Annotated in this window: 14 protein-coding genes; 10 read left to right on the top strand and 4 right to left on the bottom strand. The window is 72.2% G+C overall.

Features of this window, described 5'->3' with window-relative positions; genetic code table 11:
• Positions 1-19 precede the first annotated feature (19 nt).
• The gene (locus tag ACSMXW_RS03990) at positions 20-1,093 is read left to right on the top strand and encodes an LLM class F420-dependent oxidoreductase (RefSeq protein WP_485804080.1); all 1,074 of its coding nucleotides are present in this window, start codon (positions 20-22) and stop codon (positions 1,091-1,093) included.
• A gap of 388 nt (positions 1,094-1,481) precedes the next feature.
• Positions 1,482-2,276 carry a ferritin-like domain-containing protein gene (locus tag ACSMXW_RS03985; RefSeq protein WP_485804079.1) on the top strand — a complete coding sequence of 265 codons (795 nt, stop codon included), beginning with the start codon at positions 1,482-1,484 and terminating at the stop codon, positions 2,274-2,276.
• A 150-nt stretch (positions 2,277-2,426) separates the two neighbouring features.
• Here the strand turns inward: ACSMXW_RS03985 and corA are convergent, their stop codons facing one another.
• Together corA and ACSMXW_RS03975 are read right to left on the bottom strand one after the other, a co-directional pair.
• Entirely contained in the window at positions 2,427-3,425 is a 999-nt protein-coding gene (gene corA, locus ACSMXW_RS03980; RefSeq protein WP_485807788.1) for a magnesium/cobalt transporter CorA, read from the bottom strand.
• Between the two features lie 201 nt (positions 3,426-3,626).
• Positions 3,627-4,661, bottom strand: coding sequence for a LacI family DNA-binding transcriptional regulator (locus tag ACSMXW_RS03975; RefSeq protein WP_485807786.1), 1,035 nt, complete (start codon positions 4,659-4,661; stop codon positions 3,627-3,629).
• A 142-nt stretch (positions 4,662-4,803) separates the two neighbouring features.
• Between ACSMXW_RS03975 and ACSMXW_RS03970 the strand changes: the two genes are divergently transcribed.
• The 8 genes from ACSMXW_RS03970 to mshC all read left to right on the top strand — a co-directional run bounded on the left by ACSMXW_RS03970 (position 4,804) and on the right by mshC (position 14,227).
• On the top strand, positions 4,804-6,102 hold the full coding sequence (locus ACSMXW_RS03970) for an ABC transporter substrate-binding protein (protein ID WP_485807784.1): 1,299 nt from the start codon (positions 4,804-4,806) through the stop codon (positions 6,100-6,102).
• A 44-nt stretch (positions 6,103-6,146) separates the two neighbouring features.
• Complete coding sequence (locus tag ACSMXW_RS03965; RefSeq protein ID WP_485804078.1) at positions 6,147-7,085, top strand: carbohydrate ABC transporter permease; 939 nt, start codon at positions 6,147-6,149, stop codon at positions 7,083-7,085.
• Entirely contained in the window at positions 7,082-7,903 is an 822-nt protein-coding gene (locus tag ACSMXW_RS03960) for a carbohydrate ABC transporter permease (protein ID WP_485804077.1), read from the top strand. Before ACSMXW_RS03965 ends, ACSMXW_RS03960 begins: the two co-directional genes overlap by 4 nt.
• 158 nt (positions 7,904-8,061) lie before the next feature.
• Positions 8,062-10,386, top strand: a complete 2,325-nt coding sequence (locus ACSMXW_RS03955; RefSeq protein WP_485807782.1) for a beta-xylosidase/alpha-l-arabinosidase — start codon at positions 8,062-8,064, stop codon at positions 10,384-10,386.
• A gap of 189 nt (positions 10,387-10,575) precedes the next feature.
• Positions 10,576-11,289: a histidine phosphatase family protein gene (locus ACSMXW_RS03950; RefSeq protein WP_485804076.1), complete on the top strand. Its 714-nt coding sequence runs from the start codon at positions 10,576-10,578 to the stop codon at positions 11,287-11,289.
• Between the two features lie 154 nt (positions 11,290-11,443).
• Positions 11,444-12,034: a DUF3090 domain-containing protein gene (locus tag ACSMXW_RS03945; RefSeq protein WP_485804075.1), complete on the top strand. Its 591-nt coding sequence runs from the start codon at positions 11,444-11,446 to the stop codon at positions 12,032-12,034.
• Positions 11,998-12,825 carry an SCO1664 family protein gene (locus tag ACSMXW_RS03940; RefSeq protein ID WP_485804074.1) on the top strand — a complete coding sequence of 276 codons (828 nt, stop codon included), beginning with the start codon at positions 11,998-12,000 and terminating at the stop codon, positions 12,823-12,825. Before ACSMXW_RS03945 ends, ACSMXW_RS03940 begins: the two co-directional genes overlap by 37 nt.
• Positions 12,826-12,997: 172 nt before the next feature.
• On the top strand, positions 12,998-14,227 hold the full coding sequence (gene mshC, locus ACSMXW_RS03935) for a cysteine--1-D-myo-inosityl 2-amino-2-deoxy-alpha-D-glucopyranoside ligase (protein ID WP_485804073.1): 1,230 nt from the start codon (positions 12,998-13,000) through the stop codon (positions 14,225-14,227).
• A gap of 400 nt (positions 14,228-14,627) precedes the next feature.
• Here mshC and ACSMXW_RS03930 read toward each other — a convergent pair whose 3' ends face one another.
• Entirely contained in the window at positions 14,628-15,611 is a 984-nt protein-coding gene (locus ACSMXW_RS03930) for a PAC2 family protein (protein WP_485804072.1), read from the bottom strand.
• 318 nt (positions 15,612-15,929) lie between these two features.
• Positions 15,930-16,601 (bottom strand): FadR/GntR family transcriptional regulator, encoded by a 672-nt coding sequence (locus ACSMXW_RS03925; RefSeq protein WP_485804070.1) that lies wholly within the window; start codon positions 16,599-16,601, stop codon positions 15,930-15,932.
• Positions 16,602-16,916 lie beyond the last annotated feature (315 nt).

Here is a 16,916-nt window from a genome sequence, read left to right as displayed (position 1 = left end):
CGGGTAAGGGGAAGCGGTCATGCAGCTCGGGATCAACCTCGGTTACTGGGGCGCCGGGATGGACGCCGACAACCTGGCGGTGGCCCAGGAGGCGGACCGGCTCGGGTACGCCGTCTGCTGGGCCGCGGAGGCCTACGGTTCGGACGTGCCGACCGTGCTCTCCTGGGTGGCCGCCAAGACCGAGCGCATCGACGTCGGCTCCGCGATCCTCCAGATCCCGGCCCGCCAGCCCACGATGACCGCGATGACCGCGGCGACCCTGGACACGCTCTCCGGCGGGCGTTTCCGGCTGGGCATCGGCGTGTCGGGCCCGCAGGTCTCCGAGGGCTGGTACGGCGTCAAGTTCGACAAGCCGCTCGCCCGCACCCGCGAGTACGTGGAGATCGTCCGCAGGGCGATGTCCCGCGAGCGGCTCTCCTACGAGGGCGAGCACTGGACGCTGCCGCTGCCCGGCGGGCCGGGCAAGCCGCTGAAGCTCATCGTGCACCCCCAGCGCGAGCACATCCCGCTCTACATCGCGGCCATCGGCCCGAAGAACCTGGAGCAGACGGGCGAGATCGCGGACGGCGCCCTGCTGGTGTTCTCCGCCGCGGAGCACCTGGAGGAGACCGCGATCCGGCACGTGCGCGCCGGGCGCGAGAAGGCCGGGCTCACCATGGCGGGCTTCGACGTGGTGCCGACGCTGCCGATCGCGGTGGCTCCCGTGGGCGCGGCGGGCGGCGACGAGGACGTGCGCGCGCTCGCGGACCTCTTCCGTCCCTACACCGCCCTCTACGTCGGCGGCATGGGCAGCCGCAAGCAGAACTTCTACAACCAGCTCGCACAGCGCATGGGCTACGAGAAGGAGGCCGCGGAGATCCAGGAGAAGTACCTGGCCGGGGACAAGGACGGTGCCGCCGCCGCAGTGCCGCACCGGCTCATCGACCAGACCGCGCTGCTCGGCTCGGTGGCCCGGATCGCCGACCGGATGCAGGCCTACGCGGACGCCGGCGTCACCACCCTGACGCTGTCGCCCGCGGGCTTCACGCTCGACGAGCGTCTCGCGTCCCTGCGGGCGGGCACCGAGGCCCTGGAGCGCGCGGGCCTCGCATAGCGGGCGGCCTCTCACAGCGGGCGGAGCCGAGGCATCCGCCCGTGCTCCGCCCGGCACGGGACGGCCGCCCGGCGCGGAACACCTGCCCGGCCCGGAACGCACGCCCACCTCGGGACGCCCACCACCTCGGGGCCTCCGGTCCCAGGACCCGGGCCCCCGGCCCGGGCCCCGAGGCTCCCCGGGCGGTCGGCGGTCGGCGGTCGGCGGTCAATGGTCGGCGGTCGGTGGTTGACGGTCGGCGGCCGGGCAGCCGCACGTCCCGAGCCGGACAGACGGGCTCAAACGCCTCGTCATCCCTCTTTCAGCCGATTCATCCGACTCCTAGGTTGCCGTCCGCTCACGTCAGCATTTGACTCGGTCTCTGCTGACCCCTGTACGGAGGTATCGGATGCTTTCGGCCAAGAGTCTCTTTCTGGAGATCCTCGACAACGACGACTCGTTCCGGCTCTTCTGCTCCATCGCGGCCAGCGGTGAGTCCCAGGGCGGCTGGGAGAACAACCGCATCGCGGCGCTGGTCCCCGAGAGCGAACGGGCGCTCGCACCGAAGGTGGCCCGGCACGGTGCCGACGAGGACAAGCACGGGCGGATCTTCCGCGCGCTGCTGAAGAAGCGCGGCCTGCGCCCGGTCGACGTCCCCCGCGAGACCGACTACACGCTCCTCCTCGAACAGAACGGCATCGGCCTCGCGCACGACAAGCTCAGGGGCGACGAGCAGCTCACCGTGCCCGACATCATCGTCTACCTCGCGCACAGCAGGGTCACGGAGCAGCGCGCGGCCGAGCAGATGGCGCTGCTGCGCCGCATCTTCGCGGACCACCCGGAGGTCGGCCGCGCCGTGCGGATGATCGCCGACGACGAGGACAACCACCTCGCGTACTGCCACGAGGAGCTGCTGCGCCTCGCACGCGCCGGACACGGCCGCACCATCCAGCGCGCGCTGCGCGCGTGCGCGCGCGCCGAGATCCGGGTGCACCGGGACGTGAGCCTCGCCGTGATGGGCCACATGGGACGCATCCTGGGCTGGTCCCGGGCCAGGATGGCGGTGATCAGCGCGGGCGTCCACGCCACCTACGGGTACGAGCGGCTGGGCGGCTGGCGGCGCATGGTGACCCTCAGCATGCCCGAGCGCCGCAACGCGCTGGGCGGCCCGGCCACCCCGGAGCCGGCACCCGAGTACGCCTGAGCACGCGGGACGGGCCCGAGCGGGACGTCCGGCGGCAGCAGCGGGACGGTCCCGCGCGGCCCCGCACGGGCCGCCCACACGCCTCATAGGCCCCCCACACGCCCCATAGGCCCCCGCGCCCCGCACGGCCCCGCGCCCCGCACAGCTCCGCTAGAGCCAGCCGCGGCGTTTGAAGAGCCGGAAGAGGAGGATCTCCAGGACGACCATCAGGGCGATGACGGCCGGGTAGCCCCACCTCCAGTGCAGCTCCGGCATGTGGACGAAGTTCATGCCGTAGATGCCCGCGATCAGGGTGGGGACGGCCACCATGGCGGCCCAGGCCGAGATCTTCCGCATGTCGTCGTTCTGCCGCACGCTCATCTGCGCCAGGTGCGCCGAGAGGATGTCGGACACCAGCCGGTCCAGGCTGTCCACGGACTCGTTGACCCGCGTGAGGTGGTCGCTGACGTCGCGGAAGAAGGGCTGCGCCGTGGGGGCCACGAACGGCACGGTCGACGAGTAGGCCCCGGAGCCGGACAGCCGGGCCACCGGCACGGCCAGTGGGCCCGTGGCCCTGCGGAACTCCAGGACCTGCCGCTTGAACCGGTAGATGCGGGACGCGGTGGAGTTGGTGGCGCCGCTCTCGGGTGAGAAGACCTCCGTCTCCAGCTCCTCCAGGTCGGCCTGGAGCTCCGTCGCGACGTCCAGGTAGTGGTCGACGGTGGCGTCGGCGACCGCGTACAGCACGGCGGTGGGGCCGTGCTTCAGCATGTCGGGCTCCGCCTCCAGGCGCCGGCGCACCGCGGCGAGGGGGGAGATGTCGCCGTGCCGGACGGTCACCACGAAGGCGTCGCCGACGAAGAGCATGATCTCCCCGGAGGAGACCTCGTCGTTGGGCGCGTCGTAGGCGACCGGCTTGAGGACCACGAACAGCGAGTCGTCGTAGATCTCCAGCTTGGGCCGCTGGTGTGCCTTGAGCGCGTCCTCCACCGCGAGGACGTGGAGCCCGAACTCCTCGGAGATGTGTTCGAACTCCTCCTTGGTGGGTTCGTGCACCCCGATCCAGACGAAGGCCTCCCCGTGGGCACGGGCCTGCGCCAGGGCATCGGAGAAGTCGGACGGGCCCTCGGTGCGGCGCCCGTCCTGGTAGATGGCGCAGTCCACGATCACGGCGGGCATTCTTCCCCGCATCGGCCGCGGATGCACCTCCGCGGGCGTGTGCCGTCCATCGCACTTCCCGTCCGACCCTTCGGGCCCCACCGGCCGAAGGGGGCTGTTCCTGTCGCTCCCGGGCCACCGGCCGGTGGCCCGGGAGCAGGACCGCAAGGGACCGGGCGGTGGGCGAGACCCCCTCCGGTGCCGGGACGGGCCCTACTCCTCGGGGACCCGGGCCGTGCTGTGCCGCACCACCAGCTCGGTGCCCAGCTCGATCCGGGGCTCGGTGGTGTCCCCCCGGCGCAGCTGGAGCACCATCTGCGCCGCCGTCTCCGCCATCCTGCGCAGCGGCTGGTGGACGGTGGTGAGCGCCGGGCTCGACCAGCGCGCGAGGGGGATGTCGTCGTACCCCACCACGGAGAGGTCCGTGGGCACCCGCAGGCCCCGCACCCGCGCCGCCTCCAGCACGCCGAGCCCCTGCAGGTCGCTGCCCGAGAAGATCGCGGTGGGCGGGTTCGCGTGGCCCAGCAGCGCCTCCGCGTGCTGGAAGCCGCCCTGCACGTGGAAGTCACCGAAACGGATGAGCTCGGGGTCCACCTCCAGGCCGGCCATGCTCATCGCCGAGCGGAAGCCGTCGACGCGGGCCAGCGAGCAGAGCATGTCCTCGGGCCCGGAGATGATGGCGATCCTGCGGTGTCCCAGCTCGATCAGGTGCCGGGTGGCGGCGAGGCCCCCGGCCCAGTTGGCGGACCCCACGGACGGCACGTCGGGCTCCGGGTCGCCGGCCGGGTCGACGATGGCGAACGGGATGGCGCGCGAGCGGAGCTTGTGCTTCAGCTCGTCCGGGAGCGTGGAGAAGACCAGCACCACGCCGAGCGGCCGGCGGCGCAGCACGCCGTCGATCCACTCGGGACCCGGTGCGTGCCGGGTGCCGGACTCGGTCAGCACGACGCTGGCGCCCGCCGACTTGGCGACGTTCTCCACGCCGCGGATGAGTTCCATCGCCCAGGTGCTCTCCAGCTCGTGGAAGACGAGCTCGATGAGCGGCGCCTCGGAGGCGGCCGCCGAGGACCGCCGGTAGCCATGGGCGTCCAGCAGGCTTTCGATCTTCACGCGGGTGGGCGCGGAGACGTCCGGCCTGCCGTTGAGGACCTTCGAAACTGTCGAAAGGGAGACGCCAGCTTTGGCCGCCACCTGCGCCAGGGTGACGCGCCCGGCGGGCTCATCGTCGTCACGCATGGTGAGAAGGATAGGGCACGGACTCAAGAGGAGGGTCCTGATAACGGTTTGGTAGCGCCCTTCTCCATATGTTGACCACTATGCGGCACAGTCATACCGTCGCTCGGCAATGGACTTTCGGCGAAGCTGCCGAAACTTTCGAAGGGCGACGATGATGAAGGCACCCGCACGGCTCCCACGCGCTCTCGCCGCCGCGACGGCCATGGTCATGGGGCTGTCACTGGCGGCCTGCGGCAACTCGGATTCCGGGAGCGACTCCAACACCTTCCACGTGCTGGTCTACGGAGACACCGGCAACAAGGTGGAGAGGGACATCGTCGCGGAGTTCAACAAGACCTCGAAGGTCAAGGCGGTTCTCGACACCATCCCCGGCGCCGACTACCAGGCGAAGCTGCAGACCATCATCAACACCAAGCAGGCGCCGGACGTCTTCTTCAACTGGGGCGGCGGCAGCATCAGGCCGTTCGTCAAGGCGGGGCTGCTGCAGCCGCTGGACGACATGATCAAGCAGAACCCGAAGCTGAAGAGCATGTTCGTGCCCTCGGTCTTCAACGCCGCCGAAGTCGACGGCAAGCCGTACGGCATCCCCATGCGCGGCACCCAGCCCGTGCTGCTCTTCGACAACAAGACGGTGCTCGCCGAGGCCGGCGTGAAGCAGCCCAAGACCCTGGACGACCTGCTGGCGGCCGTCCCGAAGCTCAAGGCCAAGGGCGTCACGCCCATCGCCCTGGGCGGCGGCGACAAATGGCCCACGCTCATGTGGTTCGAGTACCTCTACGACCGCATCGCGGGCCCCGACCTGCTGAAGAAGGCCCTCGCGGGCGACAAGGACGTCTGGGCCAGCGCCGACAGCAAGAAGGCCCTCACAACGATCAAGCAGCTGGTCGACTCGGGCGCCTTCGGCAAGAACTTCGACTCGGTGAAGTACACCGACGGCGGCTCGGTGTCCCTGGTCAACAAGGGCAAGGCCGCCTTCGAGCTGATGGGGTCCTGGTACTTCTCCCAGCAGCAGGACAGCGCACCCAAGTTCGCCAAGGACGGCCTCGAGTACACCACGTTCCCGACCGTCTCCGGCGGCAAGGGCGACCCGAACGACATCGTCGGAAACACCAACAACTACTACTCGGTGATGAAGAAGGCCCCGCACAAGGACGCCATCGCCAAGTTCCTGGCGTTCATGTACTCGGACCACTTCATCAACGACCAGCTGCAGATCGGCAACCTGCCCACCACCACCAACACCCGGCAGGCGCTGCGCACCTCCAACAACGCCACCTACCTGCAGTACCAGTACGACCTGGTGGCCAAGGCCCCCAGCTTCCAGCTCTCCTGGGACCAGGCCTACACCCAGGACAACTCCACCCAGCTGCAGAACGCCATCCAGCAGTACTTCAACGGCAGCATCGACCAGAACGGGTTCATCAAGGCCATGCAGGCCCTGAAGACCGACTGATCGCCCGCACGGCCCCCGACACCACCTGAGAGAGACTCATTCCCTTGGTCACCCTCGCCGCATCCCCCCGGCATGGGCAGCGACGGCGGACACGGCGCCCGGTCAGCACCACGACCGGGCGCCCGGGCATCGCCTGGGCGCTTCCCGCCACCGTCTTCTTCCTGCTGTTCGCCATCGTGCCGCTGATACTCGTCGCCGTGCTCTCCTTCGCCAGCTGGAGCGGACTCGGCGATCCGGTGTTCAACGGACTCGACAACTGGAAGAAGCTCTTCGACGACCCGGTCATGATCAAGAGCCTCTGGCTGAGCGTGCTGCTCACCGCGCTCGGGGTCGCCGTCCAGACCCCGCTGAGCATCCTGCTCGGCGTCTGGGCGGCCGGGCCGCAGCGCAACCGGGCCGTCCTCTCGGCCATCTTCTTCATACCGCTGCTGCTGTCCGCCACCGCCGTCTCGATCCTCTGGCGCTCCCTGCTCGACCCGAACTTCGGCGTGCCCTCGCAGATGAAGTGGCTCTTCGGCGACGGGAACCTGTTCGGCAACCAGAGCACCGCCATCGGCGTGCTGGTCTTCGTCGGCGCCTGGCAGTACACGCCCCTGCACACCCTCATCTACCAGGGCGCCACCCGCGCCATACCCGAGGTGCTGTACCAGGCCGCCGCCATCGACGGCGCGGGCCGGGTGCGGCAGTTCTTCCACGTCACCCTGCCCCAGCTGCGGAACGCGATCATCACCTCGATGATCCTGATGATCGTCGGCGGCCTGACCACCTTCGACACCGTGCTGATCCTCACCCAGGGCGGCCCCGGCACGGACACCACCATCAGCGCCTACTACATGTACGACAAGGCCTTCAAGGGCTTCGACTACGGCACCGGCGCCGCCGTCGCCCTGCTCCTCGTCGTCGTCGCCACCGTGATCTCCCTGATCGTGGTCCGCGTCTCCGGCTTCGACAAGATGACGGGCACCCAGGAGGGCGTCTCATGAGGCAGCGCCCCAACTACCTCGCGGGCGCGGCCTCCCTGTGCTGGCTGGTCCTGATCGGGCTCCCCGTCTATGTGATGCTGGGCGCCTCCTTCCAGTCCCAGAGCGACTTCAGCGCCGCGGGACCGCTCAGCTGGCCCGCCCACTTCACCTTCGACAACTTCGTCGCCGACTTCCAGAACGGCTTCGGCCGGTACTTCCTGAACACCCTGGTCGTCACCGCCAGCGTGGTGGCGATCGTGGTGCTGCTCGTGCCACCACTCGCCTTCGCCATCGTGCGGAACATCGGCCGCCGCTCCACGCGGAGCGTCTTCCGGCTCTTCCTGCTCGGCCTCGCCGTGCCCGCCCAGGCCGTGATCGTGCCGATGTTCTACGTGATGAGCCAGCTGGGCCTCTACGACAACCTCATCGGCGTCATCCTGCCCACCGCGGCCTTCTGCCTGCCGGTGTGCGCCCTGATCCTCACCGGCAGCATGCGTGAGATCGCCCCCGAGCTGTTCGAGGCGATGACCGTGGACGGCGCCTCCACCCACCGGGTCTTCTTCCAGCTGGTGGTACCGCTGTCCCGCGGCGGCCTGTCGACCATCGTGGTCTTCTCCGCGCTCCAGGCGTGGAACGGCTTCCTCTTCCCGCTGGTGCTCACCCAGTCGGAGTCCAGCAAGGTGATCACGCTCGGCCTGTACAACTTCCGTACGCAGTACGGCACGAACGTCCCCGGCCTGCTGGCCGCCGTCCTGATGTCCACCGTGCCCATCCTGCTCGTCTATCTCTTCGCCCGCCGCGCCCTGATCCAGGGACTGATGGGCGTGGGAGGAAAGTGACCCCCAACGTGACCGCCAACGACACCGGGCACCCGCAGGCAGCAGCGGCGGACGGCCCCGCCGCGCCCGCCCCCGCCCCGACCGGCACCCGGCCCGCACCCGGCAGGACGCCCGTCCCCGACACCGCCCTGGCCCGGGTCGACGAGCTGATCGCCACCATGACCCTGGAGGAGAAGACCGCCCAGCTCTACGGGCTCTGGGCGGGCGCCTCCGCGGACGGCGCCGAAGTCGCCCCGCACCAGCACGACATGGAGGTCCCGCCGTCCCTGGAGGAGCTGCTGCCGCACGGACTCGGCCAGCTCACCCGCCCGTTCGGCACCACCCCCGTCGACCCCGCGCTCGGCGCGCTCTCACTGCTGCGCACCCAGAAGCGCATCATCGAGGCGAACCGGTTCGGCATCCCGGCGCTCGCCCATGACGAGTGCCTCGCCGGATTCGCAGCCTGGGGAGCCACCACCTACCCCGTGCCGCTCGCCTGGGGCGCCTCCTTCGACCCCGCCCTCGTCCACGACATCGCCCGGGCCATCGGCGACGACATGCGCTCCGTCGGCGTCCACCAGGGCCTCGCGCCCGTGCTCGACGTGGTGCGCGACGCCCGCTGGGGCCGCGTCGAGGAGACCATCGGCGAGGACCCCTACCTCGTCGGCACCATGGCCACCGCCTACATCCAGGGCCTGGAGTCGGCGGGCATCGTCGCCACCCTCAAGCACTTCGCCGGCTACTCCGCCTCCCGCGCCGGACGCAACCTCGCCCCCGTCTCCATGGGACCGCGGGAACGCGCCGACGTCATCCTGCCGCCGTTCGAGATGGCGGTGCGGGAAAGCGGCGTGCGCTCCGTCATGCACGCCTACACCGACACCGACGGTCTGCCGTCCGCCGCCGACGAGGAACTGCTCACCGGGCTGCTCCGGGACGCCTGGGGCTTCACCGGCACCGTCGTCGCCGACTACTTCGGCATCGCCTTCCTCCAGAAGCTGCACGCCGTCGCCGCCGACCTGTCCGACGCCGCCGGCACCGCGCTGAGCGCCGGGGTCGACGTCGAACTGCCCACCGTCAACGCCTACGGTGCCCCGCTGCGCGCCGCCGTCGAGGCCGGTGACGTCGCCGAGGACCTGGTCGACCGTGCGCTGCGCCGGGTACTGCTGCAGAAGGCCGAGCTGGGACTGCTGGACGCCGACTACTCGCCGGTGCCGGCCGCGCTGGCCGGCACCGACCCGGAGGCCCCGGACGCCCCCGAGCGGCTGCGCGGCACCGTCGACCTGGACAGCGCCCGCAACCGCGAGCGCGCCCGCGCCCTCGCCGAGGCCTCCGTGGTCCTGGTGCGCAACGACGGCGCCCTGCCCCTTCGCCGGCCCGCCCGGATCGCTCTCATCGGGCCCCAGGCCACCACCCCGACGGCGGTGCTCGGCTGCTACTCGTTCCCCGTGCACGTCGGCAGCCAGCACCCCGAGGTGCCCGTCGGGATCGGCCTGCCCACCCTGCACGACGCGCTGACCGCGGAGTTCCCCGAGGCGGACATCGTTGTCGCCCCCGGGTGCACCGTCGACGGGCCCGGTACCGACGGCTTCGCCGCGGCCCTCGAGGCCGCCCGGGACAGCGACGTCGCCGTCGTCGCCCTCGGCGACCGGGCCGGTCTCTTCGGCCGCGGCACCAGCGGCGAGGGCTGCGACGCCGAGTCCCTCGCACTGCCCGGCGTCCAGGGCCGGCTCCTGGACGCGCTGCTCGACACCGGCACCCCCGTCGTCCTCACCCTGCTCTCCGGCCGGCCCTACGCGCTCGGCGGCGCCGCCGAGCGGGCCGCCGCCATCGTGACGGCGTTCTTCCCCGGCCAGGAGGGGCCCGCCGCCGTCGCCGGCGTGCTCTCCGGCCGGGTCAACCCGTCCGGGCGGCTGCCGGTGAGCGTGCCGGCCTCCTCCGGGGGGCAGCCAGCGACCTACCTGGCCGCACCGCTGGCCCGTGCCAGCGACGTCTCCAACATCGACCCCACGGCCGCCTTCCCCTTCGGCCACGGCCTGTCGTACACCACTTTCGGCTGGTCCGGCCTCACCGTCGAGGACGGGACCGCGCCCACCGACGGCACCCTGCGGCTCTCCTTCACCCTCGCCAACACCGGTGAGCGGGCGGGTGCCGAGGTCGTACAGGTCTACGTGCACGACCCGGTCGCGTCCGTGGTGCAGCCCGTGCAGCGCCTCGTCGGCTACCTCAAGGTCGCCCTGGAGCCGGGGGAGAGCACCCGGGTCAAGGTGGCCGTCCCCGCCGACGTCACGTCCTTCACCGGACGCGACGGCCGCCGCCGCGTCGAGCCCGGCGACCTGGAGCTGCGCCTCGGCGCGTCCAGTGCCGACATCCGGCTGACCGCCCGCACCCGCCTCACGGGCACGGTCCGGCACGTCGACCACACCCGCGCCCTGCACGCCGTGGTCGAACGCACCGGCGAGCCCACCGCGGCGTCCACCGGGGAGGCCACCGGCGGAGGCGACTGACCCGCACGCCGACCCGCCGCCCGGGCGCCCGGCCGCCCGGGCGGCCGGAGGACGTGGACGCCCACGTCCGGCACACCGGAACGGCAGGGCGGCAGGCGCACACCCGGAACGGCCCCGCGCCCGCGCCAGGGGTACGCCGGGGCGGCCGTGCGGCGCCGCACCCGCCGGTCAGGCTCTAGGCTGGCGGGCATGCCCACGCTGATACTCCTACGGCACGGCCGGTCCACCGCCAACACCACCGGTGTGCTCGCCGGCCGCACTCCCGGCGTCGGACTCGACGAACGCGGCCTCGGCCAGGCTGCCGCCCTGCCGGAACGCCTCGCCGGGCTGCCGCTCGCCGTGGCCGTCAGCAGCCCCCTCCAGCGGTGCCGGGAGACCCTGGCGCCGCTGCTCGACTCCCGCCCCGGCCTCGCCCTGCACACCGACGACCGGCTCAACGAGTGCGACTACGGCGACTGGTCGGGCCGCAAGCTGGCCGAGCTCAAGGACGAGCCCCTCATGGAGACCGTCCAGCAGCACCCCTCCGCCGCCGCCTTCCCCGGCGGGGAGTCCCTGCGCGCCATGGCGTCCCGCGCCGCGGAGGCGGTGCGCGAGTGGAACGCCCGCGTCGAGCGCGAGCACGGCCCCGACGCGGTGTACGTGATGTGCTCGCACGGCGACGTCATCAAGTCCCTCGTCGCCGAGGCCCTCGGACTGCACCTCGACCTCTTCCAGCGGATCTCCGTGGACCCCTGCTCGGTCACCGTCGTGCGCTACACCCGCCTGCGCCCCTTCCTGCTCCGCCTCGGCGACACCGGCGACCTCGGCTCGGTGGTGCCGCGTGACACCGCCGCGGACGGCAAGGGAGAAGCGCGGGCCGCGGAGGGCGACGCGACGGTCGGGGGCGGTGCGGGCACACCGTGATCGTTCGCAGCAGTAGGGTGAAGCGATCGCACCGGGCGCGCGCCCGGCGCGGCCACCCTGCCCCCGACCCGACGACCCACCAGACAGACCGGCAACAGACCGGCGTCAGACCCAGCAGCCGATAACTACAGTCGATCCCATATGGAGACAGGACGTGTCCCGTCAGGTGTTCCTCTACGACCCACCGGAACGTTTCGTGGCCGGCACGGTCGGGCTGCCCGGGCGCCGCACCTTCTTCCTCCAGGCCTCCGCCGGTACCAGGGTGACCAGCGTCGCCCTGGAGAAGACCCAGGTGGCAGCGCTCGCCGAGCGGATGGATGAGCTTCTCGACGAGGTCGTACGGCGCAGCGGCGGCAGTGCCTCCGTACCGGCCGTCGCCCCTGCCGAGATCGCCGACACCGCCCCGCTCGACACCCCCGTGGAGGAGGAGTTCCGCGTGGGCACCATGGCCCTGGCGTGGGACGGCGACGAGCAGCGCATGATCGTGGAGGCCCAGGCCCTGGTCGAACTGGACGCCGACTCCGAGGACGACCTCGCCGCGGCCGAGGAACGGCTGCTGCAGGACGAGGAGAACGGCCCGCCGATGCTGCGCGTACGGCTCAGCGGCGCCCAGGCCAGGGCCTTCGCCAAGCGCGCCCTGGAAGTCGTCAACGCCGGACGCCCGCCCTGCCCGCTCTGCAGCCTGCCGCTCGACCCGGAGGGACACGTATGTCCGCGCCAGAACGGATACCGCCGCGGAGCGTGACCGCGGCCGATCTGCTCGCGCACGGCGAGCTGACGGTGCGCGGGAGGATCCGGGAGGCGTCGAACGCGGTGCTGTTCTGCACCGTCGAGTACGAGGGCGAGCGCGCGGAGTGCGTCTACAAGCCCGTCGCCGGCGAGCGGCCGCTCTGGGACTTCCCCGACGGCACCCTGGCGCAGCGCGAGGTGGCCGCGTACGAGGTCTCCGAGGCGCTCGGCTGGGAGCTGGTGCCGCCGACCGTGCTGCGCGACGGTCCTTACGGCGAGGGCATGTGCCAGCTGTGGATCGAGACACTGCCGCCGGACGCCGCGCCCGAGCTCCTCGCTCTCGTCGACGGGGAGGAGCCGGAGCCCGGCTGGAAGGCCATCGGGCTCGCCGAGGTCGCCGAGGGCCGCACGGCACTGCTGGTGCACGCCGACGACCCCCGGCTGCGTCGGCTCGCCGTGCTCGACGCCGTGATCAACAACGCCGACCGCAAGGGCGGGCACCTGCTGCCGGCCGCGGAGGAGCGGCTGTACGGCATCGACCACGGCGTCACCTTCAACGCCGATGACAAGCTGCGCACCCTCCTGTGGGGGTGGGCGGGGGAGCCCCTGCCCGAGGAGGCCCTGACCGCGCTCGCCGGGCTGTCGAAGGCGCTGGCCGACGGGGCGCCGCTCGCGACCCGGCTCGCCGAGCTGATCACCGCCGCGGAGCTGGCGGCCACCCGGAGCAGGGTGGCCGCGCTGCTCGACTCGGGCCTGCACCCCGCCCCGTCCGGCGAGTGGCCGGCCATCCCGTGGCCCCCGGTGTAGGCACGGCGCCATGAGCCACCGCGGCCACGCCCCGGCGGTCGGGCGACGGAACCGGCCCGACCTGGGCGGGCGGCCCACACGCACACACGGCGGGGGAGTGCAAGAGGGCCTTCCCGGCCATCTGTCCTGGTCCGGTTCGTAGGTGGAGCCCTCGTCCGGTTAGGCTCATGACATGCATGCCTGGCCTGCTTCTGAGGTCCCCGCCCTGCCCGGCAGAGGCCGCGACCTACGGATCCACGACACTGCGACCGGCGGCCTCCTCACCCTCGACCCCGGTCCCGTCGCCCGCATCTACGTCTGCGGGATCACCCCGTACGACGCGACCCATCTGGGTCACGCGGCGACCTACAACGCGTTCGACCTCGTGCAGCGCGTGTGGCTCGACACCCAGCGGCAGGTCCACTACGTCCAGAACGTCACCGATGTCGACGACCCCCTGCTGGAGCGCGCGATCCGCGACGGCATCGAGTGGGAGGGCCTCGCCGAGCGCGAGACCGCCCTGTTCCGCGAGGACATGACGGCCCTGCGGATGCTGCCCCCGCGGCACTTCATCGGCGCGGTGGAGGCCATACCCGGCATCGTCCCGCTCGTGGAGCGGCTGCGGGATGCCGGCGCCGCGTACGAGCTGGAGGGCGACATCTACTTCTCCGTCGCCGCGGACGCGCACTTCGGCGCCGTCTCGCACCTGGACGCCGCCGCCATGCGGCTGCTCTGTGCCGAGCGGGGCGGCGACCCCGAGCGGCCCGGCAAGAAGAACCCGCTGGATCCGCTGCTGTGGCGGGCCGCCAGGGAGGGCGAGCCGAGCTGGGACGGCGGCTCGCTGGGCCCCGGCAGGCCCGGCTGGCACATCGAGTGCGTGGCGATCGCGCTGGACCACCTGGGCATGGGCTTCGACGTCCAGGGCGGCGGCTCCGACCTCGCCTTCCCGCACCACGAGATGGGCGCCTCGCACGCCCAGACGCTCACCGGTGAGTTCCCCTTCGCCAAGGCCTACGTGCACGCCGGGATGGTGGCGCTCGACGGCGAGAAGATGTCCAAGTCCAAGGGGAACCTGGTCTTCGTCTCCCAGCTCCGCCGGGACGGCGTGGACCCCGCCGCGATCCGGCTCGCGCTGCTGGCCCACCACTACCGGTCCGACTGGGAGTGGACGAGCGAGGTGCTCGACACGGCGGTGGCCCGGCTGGAGCGGTGGCGTTCCGCGGTCTCCCGCCCCGACGGGCCGCCCGCGCTCGGCCTCGTGGAGGAGGTCCGCGAGGCCCTGGCGCACGACCTGGACGCCCCCGCCGCGCTCGCCGCCATCGACCGCTGGGCGGCGCTTCAACACGCCCAGGGCGGAACGGACCCCGGCGCCCCCGGCGTCGTCTCCCGCACGGCGGACGCTCTCCTGGGCATCGCCCTGTAACCCACCGGCCCCGGCCGGCGAGCACGGGGGCGGGGCTGTCACCTGGTGCGGCTCCGCCGCGTGGGCGCGCTCAGCCTCGCCGAGGCGGTCGGGTCGTCGCTGTCCCGAGGGGCTGTGTCTGTTTCCGAGGGGCCGTGTCTGCCGCGTTCGGAACGACCGGCCGGTGGTGGGTCGGTCGCGGAGTTCCGCGCGCCCCTTCAGGGCGGGGCTGTGCCCCGGGCTTCCTCAGGGGCGCGGGGAACCGCACGACCGGCCTCGACGGGGCGGTCGGGTGGACACCGTCCCGAGGGGGCCGTTTCCGTCGCCGCGGGGCCGCCGGCCGGAGGTGGGCTGGGCGGGCCGACCCCCGCGCCCCTGACGGGCACCGTGGGTCTCGGGTCCCCGCGCCCCGGACGGGGCGCTACTCCTCGGAGGAGTCCTCGCCCTCGTCCTCGTCCCGCCTCGGCCGCCGAGGCGGCCGCGTGCGGCCGCTCGGGTTGTCGCGCAGGAACGAGGAGTCGCCGCCCTCCGTCGCGTGGCCGCCCGCGGCGCCACCCGGACCGCTGCCGTCCCGCCGGCGCAGATAGCGTTCGAACTCGCGGGCGATGGCTTCGCCGGACGCCTCGGGGAGGTCCGCGGTGTCCCGCGCCTCCTCCAGCGTCTGCACGTACTCCGCGACCTCGCTGTCCTCGGCGGCGAGCTGGTCCACGCCCAGCTGCCACGCCCGCGCGTCCTCGGGCAGCTCGCCCAGCGGGATGCGCAGATCGATCAGGTCCTCCAGGCGGTTGAGCAGTGCCAGGGTGGCCTTCGGGTTCGGCGGCTGCGAGACATAGTGGGGCACGGCCGCCCACAGGCTCACGGCGGGCACCCCGGCATGCGTGCAGGCCTCCTGGAGGATGCCGACGATGCCCGTGGGCCCCTCGTACTTCGTCTCCTCCAGGTTCATGGTGCGGGCCAGGTCCGGGTCAGAGGTGATGCCGCTGACGGGGACGGGTCGGGTGTGCGGGGTGTCGCCGAGCAGTGCGCCCAGCACCACCACCAGCTCCACGCCCAGCTCGTGCGCGAAGCCCAGCAGCTCGTTGCAGAACGAGCGCCAGCGCATGGACGGCTCGATGCCCCGGACCAGCACCAGGTCGCGCGGCTTCTCGCCGCCCACCCTGACCACCGAGAGCCGGGTCGTCGGCCAGGTGATCTTGCGGATCCCGCCGTCCAGCCACACCGTGGGGCGGTTGACCTGGAAGTCGTAGTAGTCCTCGGCGTCCAGCGCCGCGAACACCTCGCCCTTCCACTCCCGCTCCAGGTGCGCGACCGCGGTGGAGGCGGCGTCGCCCGCATCGTTCCAGCCCTCGAACGCTGCCACCATGACCGGGTCGACCAGCTCGGGAATCCCTTCGAGCTCGATCACCCAGTGCCTCCTTCCGACGTACCTCCCGTACGTCCCAACCTTACGGCCCCGGCGGGGCCCCTCCGCAGCCCCTTTGCGCGGGTGAGTGAAGTGATCATCGCCCTGTCGGTGATCGCGTAAACTGCTGCTGCCGCGTCCATGCGCGGGCGCTCGCCGCACCCGTGGCACGGCCCCGCCGCGCAGGTGGCCGGGTGCGTGGAGCCGCCCTGTCGCGTTCCGTGCTCACGCCGGGACCCGCCGTGCGTCAGGGCTGATCGGAGCCGCCGGGCCGAGCCGGGTCGGAGTGCGTCAGCCTGCGCGCCGCCGCGACCAGCGTGATCAGAGTGTGGAACGCAGCCACTGCTCGACGCTCGCGATGTGCACCGTCGCCCATGAGCGGGCCGCCTCCGCGTCCCGGTCGCGCAGCGCCGCGAGGATCGCGCGGTGCTCGTGCAGCGTGCGGCTGACCGCGTCCTCCTGCGTCAGGCCGCGCCAGATCCTGGCCCGGGTCGTCGGCCCCGAGAGGCCGTCCAGCAGCGAGCACAGCACGGAGTTCCCGGACGTCTGCACGATGCCGCGGTGGAACTCCAGGTCGCACGCGACCAGTTCCTCCACCGAGGGTGCCGCGCCCAGCGCGTCCAGTTGGAGCGTCAGCGCGTCCAACTGGGCGTTGCTGATCCGGGAGGCGGCCATCGCCGTCGCGGCCGGCTCCAGGATGCGGCGCACCGCGAGGAACTCGAGGACCGTGTCGTCGCGGTGGAAGTCCACCACGAAGCTCAGCGCCTCCAGCAGCACCTGCGGGTCCAGGCTGGTGACGTAGGTGCCGTCGCCCTGCCGTACGTCAAGGATCCGGATCAGCGACAGGGCGCGCACCGCCTCCCGCAGGGAGTTGCGGGACAGGCCCAGGTCCGCCGCCAGCTCGCTCTCCTTCGGCAGCCGGTCGCCGGGGCGCAGCGCGCCGGAGACGATCATTCCCTTGATCTTCTCGATCGCCTCGTCGGTGACAGCCATGGCCCCGCCCTCCCGGTTAGACATCCGATGTCTGAGCACATTATGCGGGTGGTACGAGCCCCCGGCCGCCGCCCCCGAAGGAACCGCCGCCCCGCACCGGGGCCCGGCCGGCGCCCCGCGCCGGAGGCCGACACGACGGCGTGACCGGCGCGTTCGCCGTGCCCCGTGCGGGGGCGGAGGCGCGTGAGCGCCCTGACAGGGGCACGCGGAACCGCGCGACGAGCCACGACGAGGCGGTCGGTTCGGCACCGTCCGAGGGAGGCTGTCTCCGTCGCGTCCCGGGCCACCGGCCGGTGGTGGGTTGCGCGCGCGGTT

This window comes from Streptomyces sp. DSM 116793 (assembly GCF_057320905.1).
This window is presented reverse-complemented; position numbering and strand designations above follow the sequence as displayed.

Excerpts from the sequence above, each read along its gene's own strand:
- ACSMXW_RS03985 (WP_485804079.1), top strand. The coding sequence starts at position 1,482 with ATGCTTTCGGCCAAGAGTCTCTTTCTGGAGATCCTCGACAACGACGAC.
- mshC (WP_485804073.1), top strand. The coding sequence starts at position 12,998 with ATGCATGCCTGGCCTGCTTCTGAGGTCCCCGCCCTGCCCGGCAGAGGC.
- ACSMXW_RS03955 (WP_485807782.1), top strand. The coding sequence starts at position 8,062 with ATGACCCTGGAGGAGAAGACCGCCCAGCTCTACGGGCTCTGGGCGGGC.
- ACSMXW_RS03990 (WP_485804080.1), top strand. The coding sequence starts at position 20 with ATGCAGCTCGGGATCAACCTCGGTTACTGGGGCGCCGGGATGGACGCC.
- ACSMXW_RS03950 (WP_485804076.1), top strand. The coding sequence starts at position 10,576 with ATGCCCACGCTGATACTCCTACGGCACGGCCGGTCCACCGCCAACACC.
- ACSMXW_RS03940 (WP_485804074.1), top strand. The coding sequence starts at position 11,998 with ATGTCCGCGCCAGAACGGATACCGCCGCGGAGCGTGACCGCGGCCGAT.
- ACSMXW_RS03960 (WP_485804077.1), top strand. The coding sequence starts at position 7,082 with ATGAGGCAGCGCCCCAACTACCTCGCGGGCGCGGCCTCCCTGTGCTGG.
- ACSMXW_RS03925 (WP_485804070.1), bottom strand. The coding sequence starts at position 16,601 with ATGGCTGTCACCGACGAGGCGATCGAGAAGATCAAGGGAATGATCGTC.
- ACSMXW_RS03970 (WP_485807784.1), top strand. The coding sequence starts at position 4,804 with ATGAAGGCACCCGCACGGCTCCCACGCGCTCTCGCCGCCGCGACGGCC.